The 15697-nt window shown below is 67.5% G+C and carries 17 protein-coding genes and 2 tRNA genes; 11 read left to right on the top strand and 8 right to left on the bottom strand.

Translation table 11 applies throughout. The features are described from left to right. Positions 1 to 9: 9 nt before the first annotated feature. Positions 10 to 1251 (bottom strand): cysteine--1-D-myo-inosityl 2-amino-2-deoxy-alpha-D-glucopyranoside ligase, encoded by a 1242-nt coding sequence (gene mshC, locus ACTDXD_RS23935; protein ID WP_440124664.1) that lies wholly within the window; start codon positions 1249 to 1251, stop codon positions 10 to 12. Between the two features lie 142 nt (positions 1252 to 1393). On the opposite strand from mshC, the gene ACTDXD_RS23930 reads away from it, so the two are divergent. After that, positions 1394 to 2347 (top strand): DUF808 domain-containing protein, encoded by a 954-nt coding sequence (locus tag ACTDXD_RS23930; RefSeq protein WP_440124663.1) that lies wholly within the window; start codon positions 1394 to 1396, stop codon positions 2345 to 2347. A gap of 6 nt (positions 2348 to 2353) precedes the next feature. On the opposite strand, the gene ACTDXD_RS23925 is transcribed toward ACTDXD_RS23930, so the two are convergent. Genes ACTDXD_RS23925 through ACTDXD_RS23910 form a run of 4 tightly spaced genes read right to left on the bottom strand, consistent with a single transcriptional unit; the run spans position 2354 to position 5412 of the window. Next, positions 2354 to 3151, bottom strand: coding sequence for an SCO1664 family protein (locus ACTDXD_RS23925; RefSeq protein ID WP_440124662.1), 798 nt, complete (start codon positions 3149 to 3151; stop codon positions 2354 to 2356). Between the two features lie 4 nt (positions 3152 to 3155). Next, on the bottom strand, positions 3156 to 3743 hold the full coding sequence (locus ACTDXD_RS23920) for a DUF3090 domain-containing protein (protein ID WP_440124661.1): 588 nt from the start codon (positions 3741 to 3743) through the stop codon (positions 3156 to 3158). Positions 3744 to 3788: 45 nt separating this feature from the next. Next, entirely contained in the window at positions 3789 to 4520 is a 732-nt protein-coding gene (locus tag ACTDXD_RS23915) for a histidine phosphatase family protein (protein WP_440124660.1), read from the bottom strand. 46 nt (positions 4521 to 4566) lie between these two features. Further along, positions 4567 to 5412 (bottom strand): undecaprenyl-diphosphate phosphatase, encoded by an 846-nt coding sequence (locus tag ACTDXD_RS23910; protein ID WP_440124659.1) that lies wholly within the window; start codon positions 5410 to 5412, stop codon positions 4567 to 4569. A 205-nt stretch (positions 5413 to 5617) separates the two neighbouring features. Here ACTDXD_RS23910 and ACTDXD_RS23905 point away from each other — a divergent pair, with 205 nt between their 5' ends. From ACTDXD_RS23905 to ACTDXD_RS23870, 8 genes are all read left to right on the top strand, one after another. Then, positions 5618 to 6556, top strand: coding sequence for an aldo/keto reductase (locus ACTDXD_RS23905; protein WP_440124658.1), 939 nt, complete (start codon positions 5618 to 5620; stop codon positions 6554 to 6556). An 88-nt stretch (positions 6557 to 6644) separates the two neighbouring features. Continuing rightward, the gene (locus ACTDXD_RS23900) at positions 6645 to 7310 is read left to right on the top strand and encodes a heme oxygenase (biliverdin-producing) (RefSeq protein ID WP_440124657.1); all 666 of its coding nucleotides are present in this window, start codon (positions 6645 to 6647) and stop codon (positions 7308 to 7310) included. A 5-nt stretch (positions 7311 to 7315) separates the two neighbouring features. Continuing rightward, positions 7316 to 8335 (top strand): heme/hemin ABC transporter substrate-binding protein, encoded by a 1020-nt coding sequence (locus ACTDXD_RS23895; protein ID WP_440124656.1) that lies wholly within the window; start codon positions 7316 to 7318, stop codon positions 8333 to 8335. Positions 8336 to 8390: 55 nt separating this feature from the next. After that, positions 8391 to 9452 carry a FecCD family ABC transporter permease gene (locus ACTDXD_RS23890; protein WP_440127774.1) on the top strand — a complete coding sequence of 354 codons (1062 nt, stop codon included), beginning with the start codon at positions 8391 to 8393 and terminating at the stop codon, positions 9450 to 9452. Between the two features lie 89 nt (positions 9453 to 9541). Beyond that, positions 9542 to 10327, top strand: coding sequence for a heme ABC transporter ATP-binding protein (locus ACTDXD_RS23885; protein ID WP_440127773.1), 786 nt, complete (start codon positions 9542 to 9544; stop codon positions 10325 to 10327). A gap of 132 nt (positions 10328 to 10459) precedes the next feature. Beyond that, the gene (locus ACTDXD_RS23880) at positions 10460 to 11467 is read left to right on the top strand and encodes a hypothetical protein (protein ID WP_440124655.1); all 1008 of its coding nucleotides are present in this window, start codon (positions 10460 to 10462) and stop codon (positions 11465 to 11467) included. A gap of 2 nt (positions 11468 to 11469) precedes the next feature. Next, complete coding sequence (locus tag ACTDXD_RS23875; protein ID WP_169690516.1) at positions 11470 to 11724, top strand: DUF5703 family protein; 255 nt, start codon at positions 11470 to 11472, stop codon at positions 11722 to 11724. A 42-nt stretch (positions 11725 to 11766) separates the two neighbouring features. Continuing rightward, on the top strand, positions 11767 to 12831 hold the full coding sequence (locus ACTDXD_RS23870; protein WP_440124654.1) for a quinone-dependent dihydroorotate dehydrogenase: 1065 nt from the start codon (positions 11767 to 11769) through the stop codon (positions 12829 to 12831). 65 nt (positions 12832 to 12896) lie between these two features. Here ACTDXD_RS23870 and ACTDXD_RS23865 read toward each other — a convergent pair whose 3' ends face one another. Next, positions 12897 to 13439, bottom strand: a complete 543-nt coding sequence (locus ACTDXD_RS23865; protein WP_440124653.1) for a YbhB/YbcL family Raf kinase inhibitor-like protein — start codon at positions 13437 to 13439, stop codon at positions 12897 to 12899. Positions 13440 to 13480: 41 nt separating this feature from the next. After that, positions 13481 to 14833: a M20/M25/M40 family metallo-hydrolase gene (locus ACTDXD_RS23860; protein WP_440124652.1), complete on the bottom strand. Its 1353-nt coding sequence runs from the start codon at positions 14831 to 14833 to the stop codon at positions 13481 to 13483. Between the two features lie 118 nt (positions 14834 to 14951). Here ACTDXD_RS23860 and ACTDXD_RS23855 point away from each other — a divergent pair. Continuing rightward, a tRNA-Leu gene (locus ACTDXD_RS23855) sits at positions 14952 to 15037 on the top strand. A 210-nt stretch (positions 15038 to 15247) separates the two neighbouring features. Beyond that, a tRNA-Leu gene (locus tag ACTDXD_RS23850) sits at positions 15248 to 15333 on the top strand. A gap of 64 nt (positions 15334 to 15397) precedes the next feature. On the opposite strand, the gene ACTDXD_RS23845 is transcribed toward ACTDXD_RS23850, so the two are convergent. Further along, positions 15398 to 15643: a PLDc N-terminal domain-containing protein gene (locus ACTDXD_RS23845; RefSeq protein ID WP_440127772.1), complete on the bottom strand. Its 246-nt coding sequence runs from the start codon at positions 15641 to 15643 to the stop codon at positions 15398 to 15400. Between the last annotated feature and the right edge of the window lie 54 nt (positions 15644 to 15697).

Here is a 15697-nt window from a genome sequence, read left to right as displayed (position 1 = left end):
GCCCGTGGGTCAGCGCAGTGGCACACCCAGCAGCGCGTCGACGGCGGCGGCGAACAGTCCCGGTGCGGAGGTGTCGTCGCCGCCGCGATCGACCGCGAATTGCGCCCACGCGTCGAGGGCGGCGAGGGCCTTGGGGGTGTCCAGGTCGTCGGCGAGGTGCTGACGCAACCGCGCGACCGTGTCGTCGGCGGACGCCGCGGACGGCAACGCCGCTGCCCGGCGCCACAGATCGAGGCGGGACTGCGCGGACGCGAGCACGTCCGCTGTCCACGGCCGGTCGAGGCGGTAGTGGCCGGAGAGCAGACCGAGCCGGATCGCGGCCGGGTCGACGCCTTCGCCGCGCAGCTTCGAGACGAACACGAGATTGCCGCGCGACTTGGACATCTTCTCGCCGTCGAGGCCGATCATGCCGGTGTGCACGTAGTGCCGCGCGAAGCGGCGGTCGCCGGTGACGGCTTCGGCGTGCGCGGCGGAGAATTCGTGGTGCGGGAAGATCAGGTCGCTGCCGCCGCCTTGGACGTCGAAGCCGGAGCCGATGCGGTTGAGGGCGATCGCGGCGCATTCGATGTGCCAGCCGGGGCGTCCGTCGCCGAACGGGGACGGCCACGACGGTTCGCCGGGACGCCGGGCCCGCCACAGCAGGGCGTCGAGCGGGTTGCGTTTGCCGGGGCGGGCGGGGTCGCCGCCGCGCTCGCCGAAGAACTGCATCATCGTGGTGTGGTCGTAGCCGGATTCGTATCCGAACTGTTCGGTCGCGTCGACACGGAAGTACACGTCGGGGTACTCGGCGTCGTCGACGGTGTAGGCGGCTCCGGATGCGACAAGTTTCTCGACGAGTTCGACGACCTCGCCCACCGACTCCACGGCACCGATGTAGTCGCGTGGCGGCAGGACCCGCAGGGCTTCCATGTCTTCACGGAACAGAGCGGTTTCGCGCATGCCGAGCACGACCCAGTCCTCGCCGTCGCGGTCGGCGCGTTCGAACAACGGGTCGTCGACGTCCGTGACGTTCTGCACGTAGTGAACGTCGTGCCCGTTGTCGCGCCAGATGCGGTTGACCAGGTCGAAGGTCAGGTAGGTGGCGGCGTGCCCGAGATGAGTGGCGTCGTACGGGGTGATGCCACACACGTACATGGTGGCCGTCGCGCCGGGGGTGACGGGGCGCACCGCTCGGTCGGCGGTGTCGAACAACCTCAGTGGGGGGCCTTCACCGGGCACGGACGGAATCGCGACATCGGACCAAGACAGCATGAACCCGAGCCTAATGGAGTGGGCGAATCACGCGGCCTTGCCCCTGCTCCGCGGTCGTGCGTCACCATGGATTCGGTACGGTGCGGTGTCGGCCACGACCACGTGTTCGGCTCTACCGATCTCGAGATTGTGGGAGGTTCCCGTGGCTGGTGGTCTCGTCGCTCTGCTGGACGACGTAGCGGTACTGGCAAAGGCGGCTGCGGCGTCCATCGACGATATCGGTGCAGCGGCCGGTAAGGCGAGCATCAAGGCTGCGGGAGTGGTGGTCGACGACACCGCTGTCACCCCCCGCTATGTGCACGGCTTCTCCCCCGACCGCGAACTGCCGATCATCCGCAAGATCGCAATCGGCTCGATCCGCAACAAGCTGCTGATCATCCTGCCGGTGGCGATGTTGCTGAGTCAGTTCCTTCCGCAGGCACTGCCGTATCTACTGATTGCCGGTGGTTTGTTCCTGTGCTTCGAGGGTGCCGAGAAGGTCTACGAAGCGCTGTTCGGCGGTCATCACGCCGAAGACGACGTTCCGGCCGCGGTGCGCGGACCCGAGTTCGAGAAGTCGATGGTGAGCGGCGCGATCCGCACCGACCTGATCCTGTCGGCGGAGATCATGGTGATCTCGCTGTCGTCGGTCGAGAACGAGCCGTTCGTGACCCGGCTGCTGGTGCTGATCGTCGTCGCGATCATGATCACCATCCTCGTGTACGGGGTGGTCGCGTTGATCGTGAAGATGGACGACGTGGGCCTGTCGCTCGCTCAACGCACATCGACAATCAGTCAGCGGGTGGGGCGCGCTCTGGTGGCCGCGATGCCGAAGGTGATGTCGGTGCTCACGGTGGTCGGTATCGCCGCGATGCTGTGGGTCGGTGGGCACATTCTGCTCGTCAACGTCGGTGAGGCCGGGTTCCATTGGCCTGCCGATCGTCTCCATGATCTCGAGCATTGGTTCGGTGAGCTCGTGCACGGCGGGCTCGGCGGTGTCCTGTCGTGGACGGCGGGTACCGTGACGTCCGCGATCGTCGGGCTGGCCCTGGGCGCGCTCGTCGTGCTGATCGTGCATTTCATTCCGAAGCGGAAGAAGAGCGCCGAGGTCCACTGACCTCGATCAGAACGCAGGCCAGGGAATGCGCCGCTCCCCGACGGGGCGGGGCATCACGGGCCGTTCGAGCAGCGCGGTGATGCGGTGATGCAAGGCTGCGGCTTCGTCGTCGGTGATGTGTTCGCGCAACATGTCGGCGAAGTCTTCGTCGAATCTGCGGGCGAGCTTGTCGAGGTCGGTGAGCAGCGCCTGGTCGACGGTGGAGTTCGCCCATCCCCACAGCACGGTCCGGAGCTTGTTCTGAGAATGCAGGCAGATGCCATGGTCGATGCCGTAGACGGTGCCGTCGAGACCTTCGAGGATGTGCCCGCCCTTGCGGTCGGCGTTGTTGAGGACGACGTCGAGCACGGCCATCCGCTGCAGGCGGGGGTCGTCGGCGTGGACGAGCGCCACGTCGCTGCCGTCCATGTCGCGGGCGTGCAGCACGGGCAGCCACCCGTCGGGGACGGCATCGATCGGGCAGATGTCGACGAGGTCGAGCCGGTCTGCGGAGTCGGCACGGGTGTCGATCCAACGTTGCACCATGCCGGTCCCGAAGGGGCCGTCGCGCAGCACCGTCATGGGGATGACGTCCCAGCCGAGTGCTTCGGAGACGAGGTAGGAGGCGACTTCACGACCGGCGAGGGTGCCGTCCGGGAAATCCCAGAGCGGGCGTTCCCCTCGGACGGGCTTGTAGACGCACCGCACGCTCTGTGAGCCGAGTGTGGCGTCGCAGACGAGCGTGGCATTGCTGGCGTGCACGATCTGGCCGACGACGGTCAGCTCACCGTCGGCCAGCACGCCGCGCACGTCGGGAACCGCCACCGCGTCAGCTCTCCTCGTCGAACCACGAGGTCGGATCGAAACCCGGACTGCGGAGATAACCGTTGGTGCGTATGCAGATGTGGCCCTCGCCGCCGATGGGCTCGCCGCACAGCGGGCATGGGGCGCGTCCCGCGGAGATCACCATCTCGGAACGCGTCGCGAAGCCGCGCGCCTGGATCGGGGTCAGGAACACCCGGACGGCGTCGGGGCCTTCCTCGGTGTCGTCGAGTACGACGGATTCGTCGAGTTCGGTTTCGGTGACGGCGAGCAGTTCGACGACGACGGCTCCGGAGTCTGCGTCCCAGCCCAATCCCATGGTGCCGACCCGGAATTCCGCGTCGATGGGAGTTTCCAGAGGGCTGGTGTCGACGTCGGCGTCGTCGGGCAGCGTGGTGCCGAACCGCCGGTGGACCTCTTCGAGCAGCAGCCCCATCCGGTCGGCGAGGATCTGGACCTGCTGCTTCTCCAGTATCACGCTCACCACCCGGGAGTCGTGTACGGCCTGCAGGTAGAACACCCGGTCGCCGGGTTCACCGACGGTGCCGGCAACGAACCGATCCGGGGTCCGGAAGACGTGTATTGCGCGGGCCATTGCACCTCCTCGAGTTCGTCCACTGTGCCATGTCGGTCACTGTCATTATCCGCTCCGGGTGCCGTGTTCCTCCCGGGTGTCGTCGGCCGGGGATTCTTCGGTCCCGCTGCCGGGCACTTCACCTCCGGGTACGGACTTCGGGGCGTCGGCGACCGCAAGACCGGAGAGGTCGCTGCCGGTGTCGTTGACGCGCAACACGAAGGGCCGGGTGTCGGTGTAGCGCACGACGCTGATCGATGCGGGCTCGGCGACGATGCGCTGGAAACCGTCGAGGTGGGTGGCCAGTGCGTCGGCCAGGATTGCCTTGATGACGTCGCCGTGGCTGCACGCGACCCACACGACGTCCTTGCCGTGGGTGTCGGCGAGCCGGCGGTCGTGCTCTCGGATCGCTTCGACCGCGCGGGCCTGCACCTGCGCGAGTCCTTCACCGCCGGGAAATATCGCGGCGGACGCGTGCTGTTGCACGATCTTCCACAGCGGCTCGCGGACGAGGTCGCCGAGTTTGCGGCCGGTCCACTGCCCGTAGTCGACTTCGGCGAGCCGGTCGTCGATCGTCGGTGTCAGGCCCCGGTCGATGGCCAGCGGTTGCACGGTCTGCCGGCAGCGCAGCAGTGGCGACCGGACGATCTCGGTGATCTCGAGACCGGTCAATCGGGTGAGAAGGTTCTTGGCCTGCACATGGCCGACCTCGTCGAGTTCCACTCCGGGGGCGCGGCCGGCCAGCATGTGGGAGGTGTTGGCCGTCGACCGTCCGTGGCGCAGCAGGATGACCGTCATGTGATCCAGCCTAGATGTCTCGTGGTAGCCGAGCGTTCGACGACGGCTACGTCGCCGCGATCGCACCGGTTCCGAGCAGACCGAACAGCAGCAGGCCGATGATGATGCGGTATCCGACGAACCAGTACATCGAGTGGTTCACCACGAACCTGAGCAGCCAGGCGATCGCCGCGTAGCCGACACCGAACGCGATGAGCGTCGCGACGGCGAGCTGCGGGCCGGAGGCCTCGAGCCCCTCGCCGACGGGCTCGAACGCGTCGGGGAGGCTGAACAACCCCGAGGCGAGGACGGCCGGGATGGCCAACAGGAACGAGTATCGCGCTGCTGCTTCGCGGGTCAGCCCGAGGAACAGGCCGGCGGAGATGGTGCCACCGGAGCGGGACACGCCGGGAATCAGAGCGAGTGCCTGCGCCGAACCCATGATCAGGCCGTCCTTGAGGGTGAGCTGCTCGACGGTGCGGCGTTGGCGTCCGTAGTACTCGGCGGCGGCGATGACGAAGGAGAAGACGATGAGCATGGTCGCCACGAGCCACAGGTTGCGTGCGACGGTGCGGATCTCGTCCTTGAACACCAGACCCAGGATGCCGATCGGGATGGTGCCGAGAATCACATACCAACCCATCTTGTAGTCGTGGTTGTCGCGGTGCTCCTTGTGGAACACGCCGCGGAACCACGCGCACAGGATGCGCCAGATGTCGCCGGCGAAGAACAACAGAACGGCGGCTTCGGTGCCGAGCTGTGTCACGGCGGTGAAGGATGCGCCTGCGTCTGCCCCGAAGAACAATTCGGAGACGATCCGCATGTGACCGGACGAAGAGATCGGCAGGAATTCGGTCAGGCCCTGCACGAGTCCGAGAATGATGGTCTGCAGCCAGGTCATCGATTCGGTCATGCCGCGACTCCGGCGCCGCCGCGGGATGAGGAAGGACGAGGGGTCGAGGTGCCCGCATTCGAAGAGCGCAGATTCCGATTCACCCGCGAAACAGTACGCGGCGCGGCGGACCATCACTCGTCGTGCATCCGACATTAAGGTGCCAGTCAGGGAACGGCCGTGCATCGATCGGCACGTTCTCTCCGGTCGGGAGGATCACAGGCGGATGGAACACAGAACAGTGGGCTCGAGTGGGCTGCGCGTGTCGCGGCTCGGGCTCGGAACGTTGACTTGGGGGCGCGGTACCGACGGTGACGAAGCGGCGGCCCAGTTGTCGGCGTTCGTCGACGCGGGCGGCACCCTCGTCGATACTTCCCCCGCGTACGGAGACGGGGTCGCGCAGCGCATCCTCGCCGAGCTGCTCGACGATGTGGTGCCCCGCGACGAACTGGTGCTCTCGGGTAGTTCCGGGATCGACACCACCAAGCTGGGTGCCGGCCGGGTCGACTGCTCCCGCGGGGGGCTGCTCACGCAGCTCGACCACACGCTCCGCGAGCTGGGCACCGATCATCTCGATATCTGGCAGGTCGCGACCTGGGACCCGCACACACCTGTCGACGAGGTCGCTTCGGCTCTCGAGTTCGCGGTGTCCAGTGGCCGCGTCCGGTATGTCGGGGTGCGTGGCTTCCTCGGGTGGCAGCTCGCGACCGCGGCTGCGCGTACCCGACGGCCCGCGCCGCTGGTGTGCACACAGGTCGAGTACTCGCTGCTTGCCCGGGGCGTCGAAGAGGAACTGATTCCCGCGGCTGCGCATCATGGTGTCGGTGTGTTCGCGGCGGTCCCGCTCGCCGGTGGTGTGCTCACCGGCAAGTACCGCTCGGGGACGCCCGCCGACTCGCGGGGCGCCGACGACGTGCACACCGAAGAAGTGCAGCGGTACCTGACGAAGTCCGCGGTCCGGGTGGTCGACGCGGTCGCTACCGCAGCGGACGGGCTCGGCACATCCCCGTTGGCCGTGGCGCTGGCGTGGGTGCGCGATCGCCCGCACGTCGCCTCGGCTCTGGTCGGCGCGCGTGATCTGGCACAGTTGACAGGAGTGCTGGTCGCGGAGGAGCTGGCGTTGCCGCCGGCGATTTCGGCTGCGCTCGACGATGTCAGTGCGTGAGCTGGAACCGGCACTCGCCGGTCCACCTCACAAAGGTTAGGCTGTCCTGCCAAGAGGGTGATGAGGGGCAGTACAGAGAGGTGGGTCGATGACCACGATCGAGGTCGCAGGGTTCGCCGAGCGGATCCGGATCGAAACGCAGAAGGCACACTCGGACACCGAGAACTCGGTCTTCGTCACCGAACTGCTCGACGGGAAGCTCGATGCCTCGGCACATGCCGCGCTGATCGCCCAAACCTGGTTCGTGTACGACGCACTCGAACGGATCGGCCGCACCTACACCGACGACCCGATCGTCGGGCCGTTCCTCACCGCCGAACTCCTTCGCACTCCGGCGCTCGAGGCCGACCTGGGGTTCCTGCTCGGTGCGCAGTGGCGTGACGGACTCACGCCACTGCCCGCCACCGCCGCGTACGTCGAAAGGCTCGAGCAGGTCGCTGCGGCCTCCCCGGAAGCGTTCCTGGCGCACCACTACCTGCGCTACCTGGGCGACCTGTCCGGTGGGCAGATCATCCGCCGCATGCTCGAACGCGCCTACGGCTACGACCGCGACGGGCTGCGCTTCTACATCTTCGACGACATCCCGAAGACGAAGCCGTTCAAGGACTCCTATCGCGCCAAGCTCGATGCCGCTCCCCTCGACGAGGCCCAGCAGCAGCAAGTGATCGACGAGGCCAATCTCGTCTTCGGGCTCAACGGAGCGTTGTTCGCCGACCTGGCCGCCGATCTCGACCGATACCGGGCGCGGGTCTGAACGCTATGTTCCGTTCGACCGTGAAGGTCCTGTCGGCGCTGCTCGTGGCGATCGTCACGCTCGCGCTCGGCAGCTGCAGCACCGAGTCCGGCGGAAGCGGGACATCTGTGGCCGGCGCCCGCACCGCGACCGTCGCCGACCCCGATCCCCGACCGATCACCAACGATCCGTCCCCGAACCTTCCCACGACGGTCCGTAGCTTCGACGGTGTCGATGTCACCGTCACCGATGTGTCGCGGATCGTGGTCGCGGACCGCTCCGGGACCCTCGCCCAGACCGTCTTCTCCCTCGGTCTCGGCGACAATGTCGTCGGCCGCTCCACCGCGATCTTTCCCGCCGGTGAGCACCTGCCGAACGTCACACCCGGCGGGCACGGCCTCAACACCGAAGCGATTCTGGCGTTGAACCCGACGGTGGTGCTCACCGACACCTCGATCGGGCCGTTGGCCGTGCAGCAGCAGTTGCGCGACACGGGTGTACCGGTGGTGTTCGTCGATCCGGAACGCAGCCTCGACACCGTGGCGGAGGGTATCGAGTCGGTCGCCGCAGCACTCGGCGTCCCCGAGGCGGGAGAGGCATTGGTGCACCGCACCAACGACGAGATCGCCGCGGCGCAGTCCGCTGTTCCGGCGGAGCACCCCGATTTCACCGTTGCGTTCCTGTATCTGCGTGGCTCGGCGATCAAGATGCTCGGTGGTCCGGGTTCCGGTGCCGATGCGTTGATCGAAGCCCTCGGCGGACGTGACGCGGGAACCGTGGCCGGTCTCGAATCGCAGTTCGTGCCGATAACGAGCGAGGCCATGATCGCGTCGGCACCCGACACGATCCTGATCATGACGCACAGCCTCGAATCCGTCGGTGGACCGGAAGGCCTGGCCGAGCTTCCCGGAGTCGCGCAAACCCCGGCCGGGAAGAACGGCAGCATTGTCGACATGGACGACGCGGTGCTGCTCAGCTTCGGCCCCGAGACCGGTGAGGTGCTCGCAGCACTTGTCGAGGCGTTCTACCCCACGGACGCGGCGTGAGCGAGCCGCGGGCGGACGGATACTTGCAGTGAGTGAGGTCGGCGAAACCACCGGACTGCCCGCCGAGGCGCTCCGCAAGGCCGGACCCACCCGCACCACCGTGGTGTTCGCCGGACTCGTCGTTGCGCTCGTAGCGCTCGCGATCGTGTCGGCATGTCTCGGTCAGGTACCCACCAGCCCCGCCGAGGTAGTGGGCAGTGTGCTGCACCGACTCGGTCTCGATTTCGGGCCGCTGCCTGCGCATCCGGCCGGTGAGGTCACGCTGTGGGAGGTGCGGTTCCCGCGGGTGGTGCTGGCGATACTCGTCGGCGCCGCACTGGGCTGCTCCGGCGCGCTGCTACAGGGCATCTTCGCGAACCCCCTCGCTGAACCCGGCGTGATCGGGGTGTCGTCAGGTGCCGCCGTGGGCGCCTCCGCAGTGATCGTGCTCGGCGGCGCCTTCTCGTCGGGATGGTCGCTGGCGTGGGCCGCGTTGCTGTCCGGTCTGATCACCACGTTCCTGGTGTACGCGATGTCGCGATCGGGAGGACGGACCGAAGTCGTCACCGTGATCCTCACCGGTGTCGCCGTCAACGCCATGGCCGGCGGCCTGATTGCGTTCTTCACCTTCGTCGCGAATCCCGCGGCCCGCGATCAGATCGTGTTCTGGCAGTTGGGCAGTCTCGGGGGCGCCACGTGGGACATCGTGTCGGTGGTCGCTCCGCTCACCGTGGTCGGGGTCGCAGTGGCGATTGTGCTCGCGCCCAAACTCGATGTGCTCGCGCTCGGTGAGAGCGTGGCTCGCCATCTCGGGGTCGACGTCGAGCGGGTCCGGCAGGTGGCGATCGTCGCGGTCGCGGTGCTGGTCAGTGCGGCAGTGGCATTCACCGGCATCATCATGTTCGTCGGGCTCGTCGTACCGCATCTGATGCGGCTGGCACTCGGCCCCGCCCACCGTGTCCTCATGTTCGCCAGCGTCCTGGGCGGCGCCGTGGTGCTCTTGGCAGCCGATCTCGGTGCCCGCACCCTGGTATCCAACGCCGACCTTCCCCTCGGCATGCTCACCGCGCTGATCGGCGGGCCGGTGTTCTTCCTGATGCTGCGCCGCACCCGAGCGAAGCAGGGTGGGTGGGCGTGAACCGGATTTCGTTCGCCTCTCCGGTCACTCCGATACTCGGCCGGTTGCGTGGCCGCCACCACGTGCCCGAGCGATCCGCGCCCGGTTCCGTGACTCTGCGCGGCACCGGAATCCGATTGCAGCGCGGCGAACGTGAGATTCTGCACGGCATCGACTTCGAGGTCCGCGTCGGTGAAGTGGTCGCGCTGGTCGGCCCCAACGGCGCGGGTAAGTCGACGCTGCTCGCCGCGCTGACCGGCGATCATCCGCTCAGCGGCGGACACGTCGAGGTCGACGGATGTGGCCTCGACGAGTGGACCCCCCTCGCGTTGGCGCGGCGACGCGCCGTGCTGCCGCAGCAGCACACCGTCGGTTTTCCCTTCACGGCACGGCAGGTGGTGCAGATGGGCCGCGCCGCGTGGGCGCGTACGGACCGCCAGGGGGCCGACGGCGAACTCGTCGATGCCGCGTTCGCGACCTGCGACGTGACCCATCTCGCCGACCGCCCGTTTCCGGCGTTGTCCGGTGGTGAACGGGCCCGGGTCGCGCTGGCGCGGGTGCTCGCCCAGGACACCCAGACGCTGCTGCTGGACGAGCCGACCGCGGCACTCGACATCGGGCATCAGGAAACGATCATGCAGGTGGTGCGGTCCCGCGCCGATCACGGCCACGCGGTGGTGGTGGTGCTGCACGACCTCGGCCTCGCCGCGGCGTACGCCGACCGCATCTGCGTGCTGGAGAAGGGCCTTCTCGTTGCCGACGGCAGCCCCGTCGCGGTGCTCACCGAGGAACTGCTCAGCCGCGTCTACGACTATCCGGTGCGGGTCAGCGCGCACCCGGAGACCGGGACCCCGCTCGTGCTGCCGCATCGGGACGGGTCTGCACCCACGCTGTGAGCGCCACGTCACACCTGGGCTGACCGGCACGGAGGCGCCTGCACTCACGGGATGACGATCGGGAACACTGGATGGCGGCGCTGCCGTCAGGGCACTGCCACAGTCACAGCACGACAGCGAGGAGCGACGACGATGGGTGGACCGGTGATGCGCAGCGCCGCGGTGGTGATCGGGCTCGCGGTGACTCTCGTCGCCGGATGTTCCTCGTCCGACGAGGCAGCCGAATCGGTACCGACCCGTGAGCCGGCCACCGCCGCAGTGGCACCGCAGGTGAGCACCACCCCCGCCGGGGTCGTCACTCCGCTCGCGGAGTCGGTCGAGGCGATGGTCATCGCCCCCGGCACCAGCACCGTCGCTGCCCTCGTCGACGACGGTCGGAAAATGCTGCTGATCGACGACGCGGGCGCAGCGCCCCGTGAGGTGACGCTGCCCGCCGCCGCGGCGACCGTCTCCCCGGGCCCCGAGGGCAGCGTGCTGGCTCCCGCCGCGGGCGCGGTCTCGCAGATCGATGCCACCACCGGAGCGGTCACCGACGTGCCGGTCGACGGGGAAGCGCGTTCGGCTGCCGTTCTTCCCGACGGCCGCTGGGTGGTCGGAACCGCGGATGGCACTGTGCTCGTCGTCGCCCCCGAGACCGGTGAGGTGGACTCGACGATCAGCGGGCTCGTCTCCGTCGACGCACTCGCGGTCGCCGGGGGCACGGTCGCCGCGCTGGACCGCCACCAGACGTCCATCACCGAACTCGACCTGGAGGATTCGGGTCTGCGCGTCGCATTGCGCGCAGGCGAGGGCGCAACCGAAATGACCAGCGACCCGTTCGGCCGCGTCATGGTCACCGACACCGACGGCGACGAACTGCTGGTCTACACCCTCGATTCGCTGGTCCTGCGGCAGCGGTATCCGGCAGGACCGGCGCCGTACGCGCTGGCCTACGACGAGAAGCGCGACCTGGTGTGGGTCACCCTGACCGGCAGTAACGAGGTCGTGGGCTACGATCTGTCGACCGGTATCCCGAGGGAACGCCACCGCTTCTCGACGGTGCAGCAACCCAACTCGCTCGCCGTCGATCCGGCAGATGCAGCACTGGTGGTGGCATCGGCGACCGGCGACGGACTGCAGAGGATCCCGGTCGAAGGGTAGTGATGGCAAGCGAGAATGCGAGCCGGTTCACCCGCCTCCCCGTGGGGTGGGACACCAGCAACGACGAGTACGACTACGTGCCACTGAAGCTTCCGAAGGAAGTCTCGCGGATCAGCGCGTCGCTGCGACTCGCGATCTCGGCCGAATTCCACGGCTGGGAGCTGACCCGGCTGCGGTTGTATCCCGACGGCAGCCGCCGGGTGCTGCTGCGGCGGCGCAAGACCGGCCATCACGTCCCCGAACCCACCGTCCGCTGATCGAGTCTCGGGGCCTCCGCGCCCCTGTGCAGGGAGTTGTTCGTGTACCGCTTGCTTCTTCGCGTGATGTTCCTTGTGCCGCCGGAACGAATTCACCACGTGGTGTTCTTTGTGCTGCGTCTGATCACCGGCTTCGGGCCGACCCGCGCGCTCGCGTCGAAGATCCTCGCCGTCGACGATCCGGTGTTGGACAACACCGTGTTCGGTGTGCGGTTCCCGAATCCCGTGGGCATGGCAGCAGGCTTCGACAAGGATGCCAGGGGTGTCGACGCGTGGGGCCCGCTCGGATTCGGCTTCGCGGAAATCGGGACGGTCACCGCGCAGGCACAACCCGGCAATCCGGCACCGCGCTTGTTCCGGCTGCCGGAGGACCGCGCGCTGATCAACCGGATGGGGTTCAACAACCACGGCGCCGGTGAAGCCGCGAATCATCTGCGGCAGCGCCGCCGGACGGTGCCGATCGGCGCGAACATCGGCAAGACGAAGGTCGTGCCCGCCGAGCAGGCCGCCGAGGACTACACCGCAAGCGCGCAACTGCTCGGTCCGCTCGCCGACTTCATAGTGGTCAACGTGTCGTCCCCGAACACCCCGGGTCTGCGGGATCTGCAGGCCGTCGAGTCGCTGCGGCCGCTGCTGCAGGCGGTTCTCGACACTGTGACAGTGCCTGTGCTCGTGAAGATCGCCCCGGACCTGTCCGACGAGGACATCGACGCGGTCGCCGATCTCGCCGTCGAGTTGAAGCTCGCCGGGATCGTCGCGACCAACACCACCATCCGCCGCGACGGATTGCATACGGACGCCGCCCGAATCGAGGAGATCGGAGCCGGTGGCCTGTCGGGCGCTCCTGTGGCAGCACGATCGCTCGAGGTGCTGCGCCGGTTGTACGGGCGTGTGGGAGATCGTCTGACTCTGGTGTCGGTCGGGGGGATCGAGACACCGGAGCAGGCGTGGGAACGCATCCTGGCCGGTGCATCGCTGGTGCAGGGCTACACCGGGTTCATCTACGGCGGCGCGTTCTGGACGCGCCGACTCAACAAGGGACTTGCTCGCAAGCTGCGGGCGTCCGGCTACGCCTCGATCGCGGATGCGGTCGGCGCCGGTCACTGAGTTGTCCCGGTAGAGGACCGGGGGCCGACACCGTGGCGGTGTCGGCCCCCGGTTGGTCCGTTCGTCTATTCGACCTCGTAGGTACCGGTCAGCAGGCCACGCGCGATGGCGTGCCCGAATACGTTGAAGCCGAGGAACGCCGGGCTGGCCTCCGGGCCGACTCCTTCGAGTGTGTCGACGTCGAGAGCGTGCACGGCGACGATGTACCGGTGATGGCCGTGACCGGCCGGCGGGGCGGCACCGATGAATCCGAAGGCGCCTCCGTCGTGGCGCAACTGCACGGCCCCGGTCGGCAGAGCAGCGGAATCCGCACTACCGGCACCGGACGGCAACTCGGTGACGTCGGCTGGGATGTTCGCCACAGCCCAGTGCCAGAACCCGGACGCGGTAGGCGCGTCGGGGTCGAACACGGTCACGACGAAGCTCTTCGTCTCGGCAGGGAATCCCGACCACGACAGCTGGGGAGAGACGTCGCCGCCGCCGGGGATTCCGAACGCGCCGCTGGCCTGCGGAAGCTTCCACTGTCCGCCTTCGGCGAAGTCCTCGCTGGTCACCTGGAAGGTGGGCAGCTCGGGCAGGAACTTGTAGGGGTCGTAATCGAAGGCCATGCCGGTCCTTTCGGGTTGTGTTCGGTGATCTGTTTCGGTGATCAGGAATGCATGAGGAAGTGTTCCATGACCCGCGTGCCGAAGCGCAGTGCGTCGACGGGGACACGCTCGTCGACACCGTGGAACAGGGCCGCGAAGTCGAGTTCCGGGGGCAGTTGCAGCGGCGCGAAGCCGAAGCACCGGATTCCCAGCTTGGCGAATGCCTTGGCGTCGGTGCCGCCCGACAGCATGTACGGCACCGTGCGTCCCAACGGGTCGTGTGCCTCGATAGCGGCGTTCATCGCATCGACGAGGTCGCCGTCGAACGTGGTCTCGTAGGAATCGAGACTGGTGATCCATTCTCGGGTGACGTCGGGACCGATCAGTTCGTCGACGGTGCGCTCGAACTCGGCGCGGCGACCGGGCAGGATGCGGCAGTCGACGACGGCTTCGGCGGTCTGCGGGATGACGTTCGCCTTGTAGCCTGCATCGAGCATCGTGGGGTTGGCGGTGTCGCGCAGGGTGGCACCGACGATCCGGGCGATCGACCCGAGTTTGGCCAAAGTGCCTTCGAGGTCGGGCGATGTGGGATCGAAGTCCAGGCCGGTCTCCTCCCCCGCGGCGGCAAGGAATTCGGCGACCGAATCGGGGACTACGAGCGGGAACGTGTGGGTGCCCAGCCGGGCGACGGCCTGCGCGAGAATCGTGACGGCGTTCTCCTCGTGCAGGAACGATCCGTGTCCGGCGCGTCCCTTCGCGGTCAGACGCATCCATCCGAGACCCTTCTCGGCGGTCTCGACCATGTAGAGACGGCGTTGCGTCCCGTCGGGACGAGGAACGGTCAGCGAGAAACCGCCGACCTCACCGACGGCTTCGGTAATCCCCTCGAAGAGATCGGGGCGATGCTGGACCAGCCAATGGGAGCCGTAGGTGCCGCCGGCTTCCTCGTCCGCGAGGAACGCGAAGACGAGGTCGCGCGGTGGGACGATGCCCTCGGCTTTGAAGCGTCGGGCTACGGCGATCATCATGCCGACCATGTCTTTCATGTCGACCGCTCCACGCCCCCAGACGTAGCCGTCTTCGACGGCCCCGGAGAACGGGTGCACACTCCAGTCGGCCGGTTCGGCGGGAACCACGTCGAGGTGGCCGTGCAGCATCAACGCCCCGCGGTCGCGGTCGGCGCCGGGGAGTCTGGCGAACAGGTTGCCGCGGCCGGGTGCACCGGATTCGACGTAGGTGGTCTCGTATCCGACCTCCTGCAGCTGGGATGCGACCCATTCGGCGCATTCCTTCTCGCCGCGGGTGGTGGCGAGGTCGCCGGTGTTGGACGTATCGAAGCGGATGAGCCGGGAAACGAGGTCGACGACCTCGGCTTCGGCACGGGACGGTGGATGCGCGCTCGACGTGGGGACCATGCCTGCATGTCTACCATCGAAGGCGCTGTGAATCACTGCAGGTAGGGGTAGCGATTTGGGAGCTGGAGCGTGGTGCGTTAATCTTTCACAGCGCCCGCCGGAGCGGGTGCAGGCATCAGTCCGAGTGGCGGAATGGCAGACGCGCTAGCTTGAGGTGCTAGTGTCCTATTAACGGACGTGGGGGTTCAAGTCCCCCCTCGGACACTCTGAGTCGAGACAGACGACGAAGGCCCCGAACCGATCAGGTTCGGGGCCTTCGTCGTTGCCGGGATGGGGGCCTTCTCACCGACGGACCGGATCGATACGACCCGAGAGGGGTCTGGGCAGGCGAATTGGGGAACGGCGTACTCATGCGCTACTGTTTTCGACAGCGCCCGCGAGAGCGGGAGTGCATCGCATGCCTGCATGGCATAGGTCCGAGTGGCGGAATGGCAGACGCGCTAGCTTGAGGTGCTAGTGTCCTATTAACGGACGTGGGGGTTCAAGTCCCCCCTCGGACACTCCGAACATGATGGCCCCGAACTTGATTCAGGTTCGGGGCCATTGTCGTCGGAGGCGAGCTTCTCAGTTTCGGCGTCCTGTGCGGAAGTAACTGAGCGGCCCGACGAAGTTCACGGCGATGATCAGGGCCCACTTCAGTTTGCTGCCGTCGACCTCTTCTGCGGGACGCCGCGCGAGATCGACCCAGGCGGTCGCGGCAAGCGAGATCTGCACGCTCGCGAGTGTGCACACCAGGACCTTCTGCCACGGCTTCAGGTCGGCGAACTTCTTCTTGGCGCAGACCGTCTCCGCGGGTGCGGTCGAACTCATCATTCCTCCGAAGTGATCCTCAGGACACGAGCGTCGTGCGTTCGGCGCTCACCG

This window comes from Rhodococcus sp. SJ-3, from assembly GCF_051918125.1.
GTDB lineage: Bacteria > Actinomycetota > Actinomycetes > Mycobacteriales > Mycobacteriaceae > Rhodococcus.
Note: the sequence above shows the minus strand (reverse complement) of the source record. Positions and strands in the feature narration are given on the sequence as shown.

What these genes read in the sequence shown, in the direction of transcription:
- mshC (WP_440124664.1), bottom strand. Translation starts at nt 1,251, where the DNA reads ATGCTGTCTTGGTCCGATGTCGCGATTCCGTCCGTGCCCGGTGAAGGC.
- ACTDXD_RS23920 (WP_440124661.1), bottom strand. Translation starts at nt 3,743, where the DNA reads ATGGCCCGCGCAATACACGTCTTCCGGACCCCGGATCGGTTCGTTGCC.
- ACTDXD_RS23915 (WP_440124660.1), bottom strand. Translation starts at nt 4,520, where the DNA reads ATGACGGTCATCCTGCTGCGCCACGGACGGTCGACGGCCAACACCTCC.
- ACTDXD_RS23910 (WP_440124659.1), bottom strand. Translation starts at nt 5,412, where the DNA reads ATGACCGAATCGATGACCTGGCTGCAGACCATCATTCTCGGACTCGTG.
- ACTDXD_RS23905 (WP_440124658.1), top strand. Translation starts at nt 5,618, where the DNA reads ATGGAACACAGAACAGTGGGCTCGAGTGGGCTGCGCGTGTCGCGGCTC.
- ACTDXD_RS23900 (WP_440124657.1), top strand. Translation starts at nt 6,645, where the DNA reads ATGACCACGATCGAGGTCGCAGGGTTCGCCGAGCGGATCCGGATCGAA.
- ACTDXD_RS23895 (WP_440124656.1), top strand. Translation starts at nt 7,316, where the DNA reads ATGTTCCGTTCGACCGTGAAGGTCCTGTCGGCGCTGCTCGTGGCGATC.
- ACTDXD_RS23880 (WP_440124655.1), top strand. Translation starts at nt 10,460, where the DNA reads ATGGGTGGACCGGTGATGCGCAGCGCCGCGGTGGTGATCGGGCTCGCG.
- ACTDXD_RS23875 (WP_169690516.1), top strand. Translation starts at nt 11,470, where the DNA reads ATGGCAAGCGAGAATGCGAGCCGGTTCACCCGCCTCCCCGTGGGGTGG.
- ACTDXD_RS23865 (WP_440124653.1), bottom strand. Translation starts at nt 13,439, where the DNA reads ATGGCCTTCGATTACGACCCCTACAAGTTCCTGCCCGAGCTGCCCACC.
- ACTDXD_RS23860 (WP_440124652.1), bottom strand. Translation starts at nt 14,833, where the DNA reads ATGGTCCCCACGTCGAGCGCGCATCCACCGTCCCGTGCCGAAGCCGAG.
- ACTDXD_RS23845 (WP_440127772.1), bottom strand. Translation starts at nt 15,643, where the DNA reads ATGAGTTCGACCGCACCCGCGGAGACGGTCTGCGCCAAGAAGAAGTTC.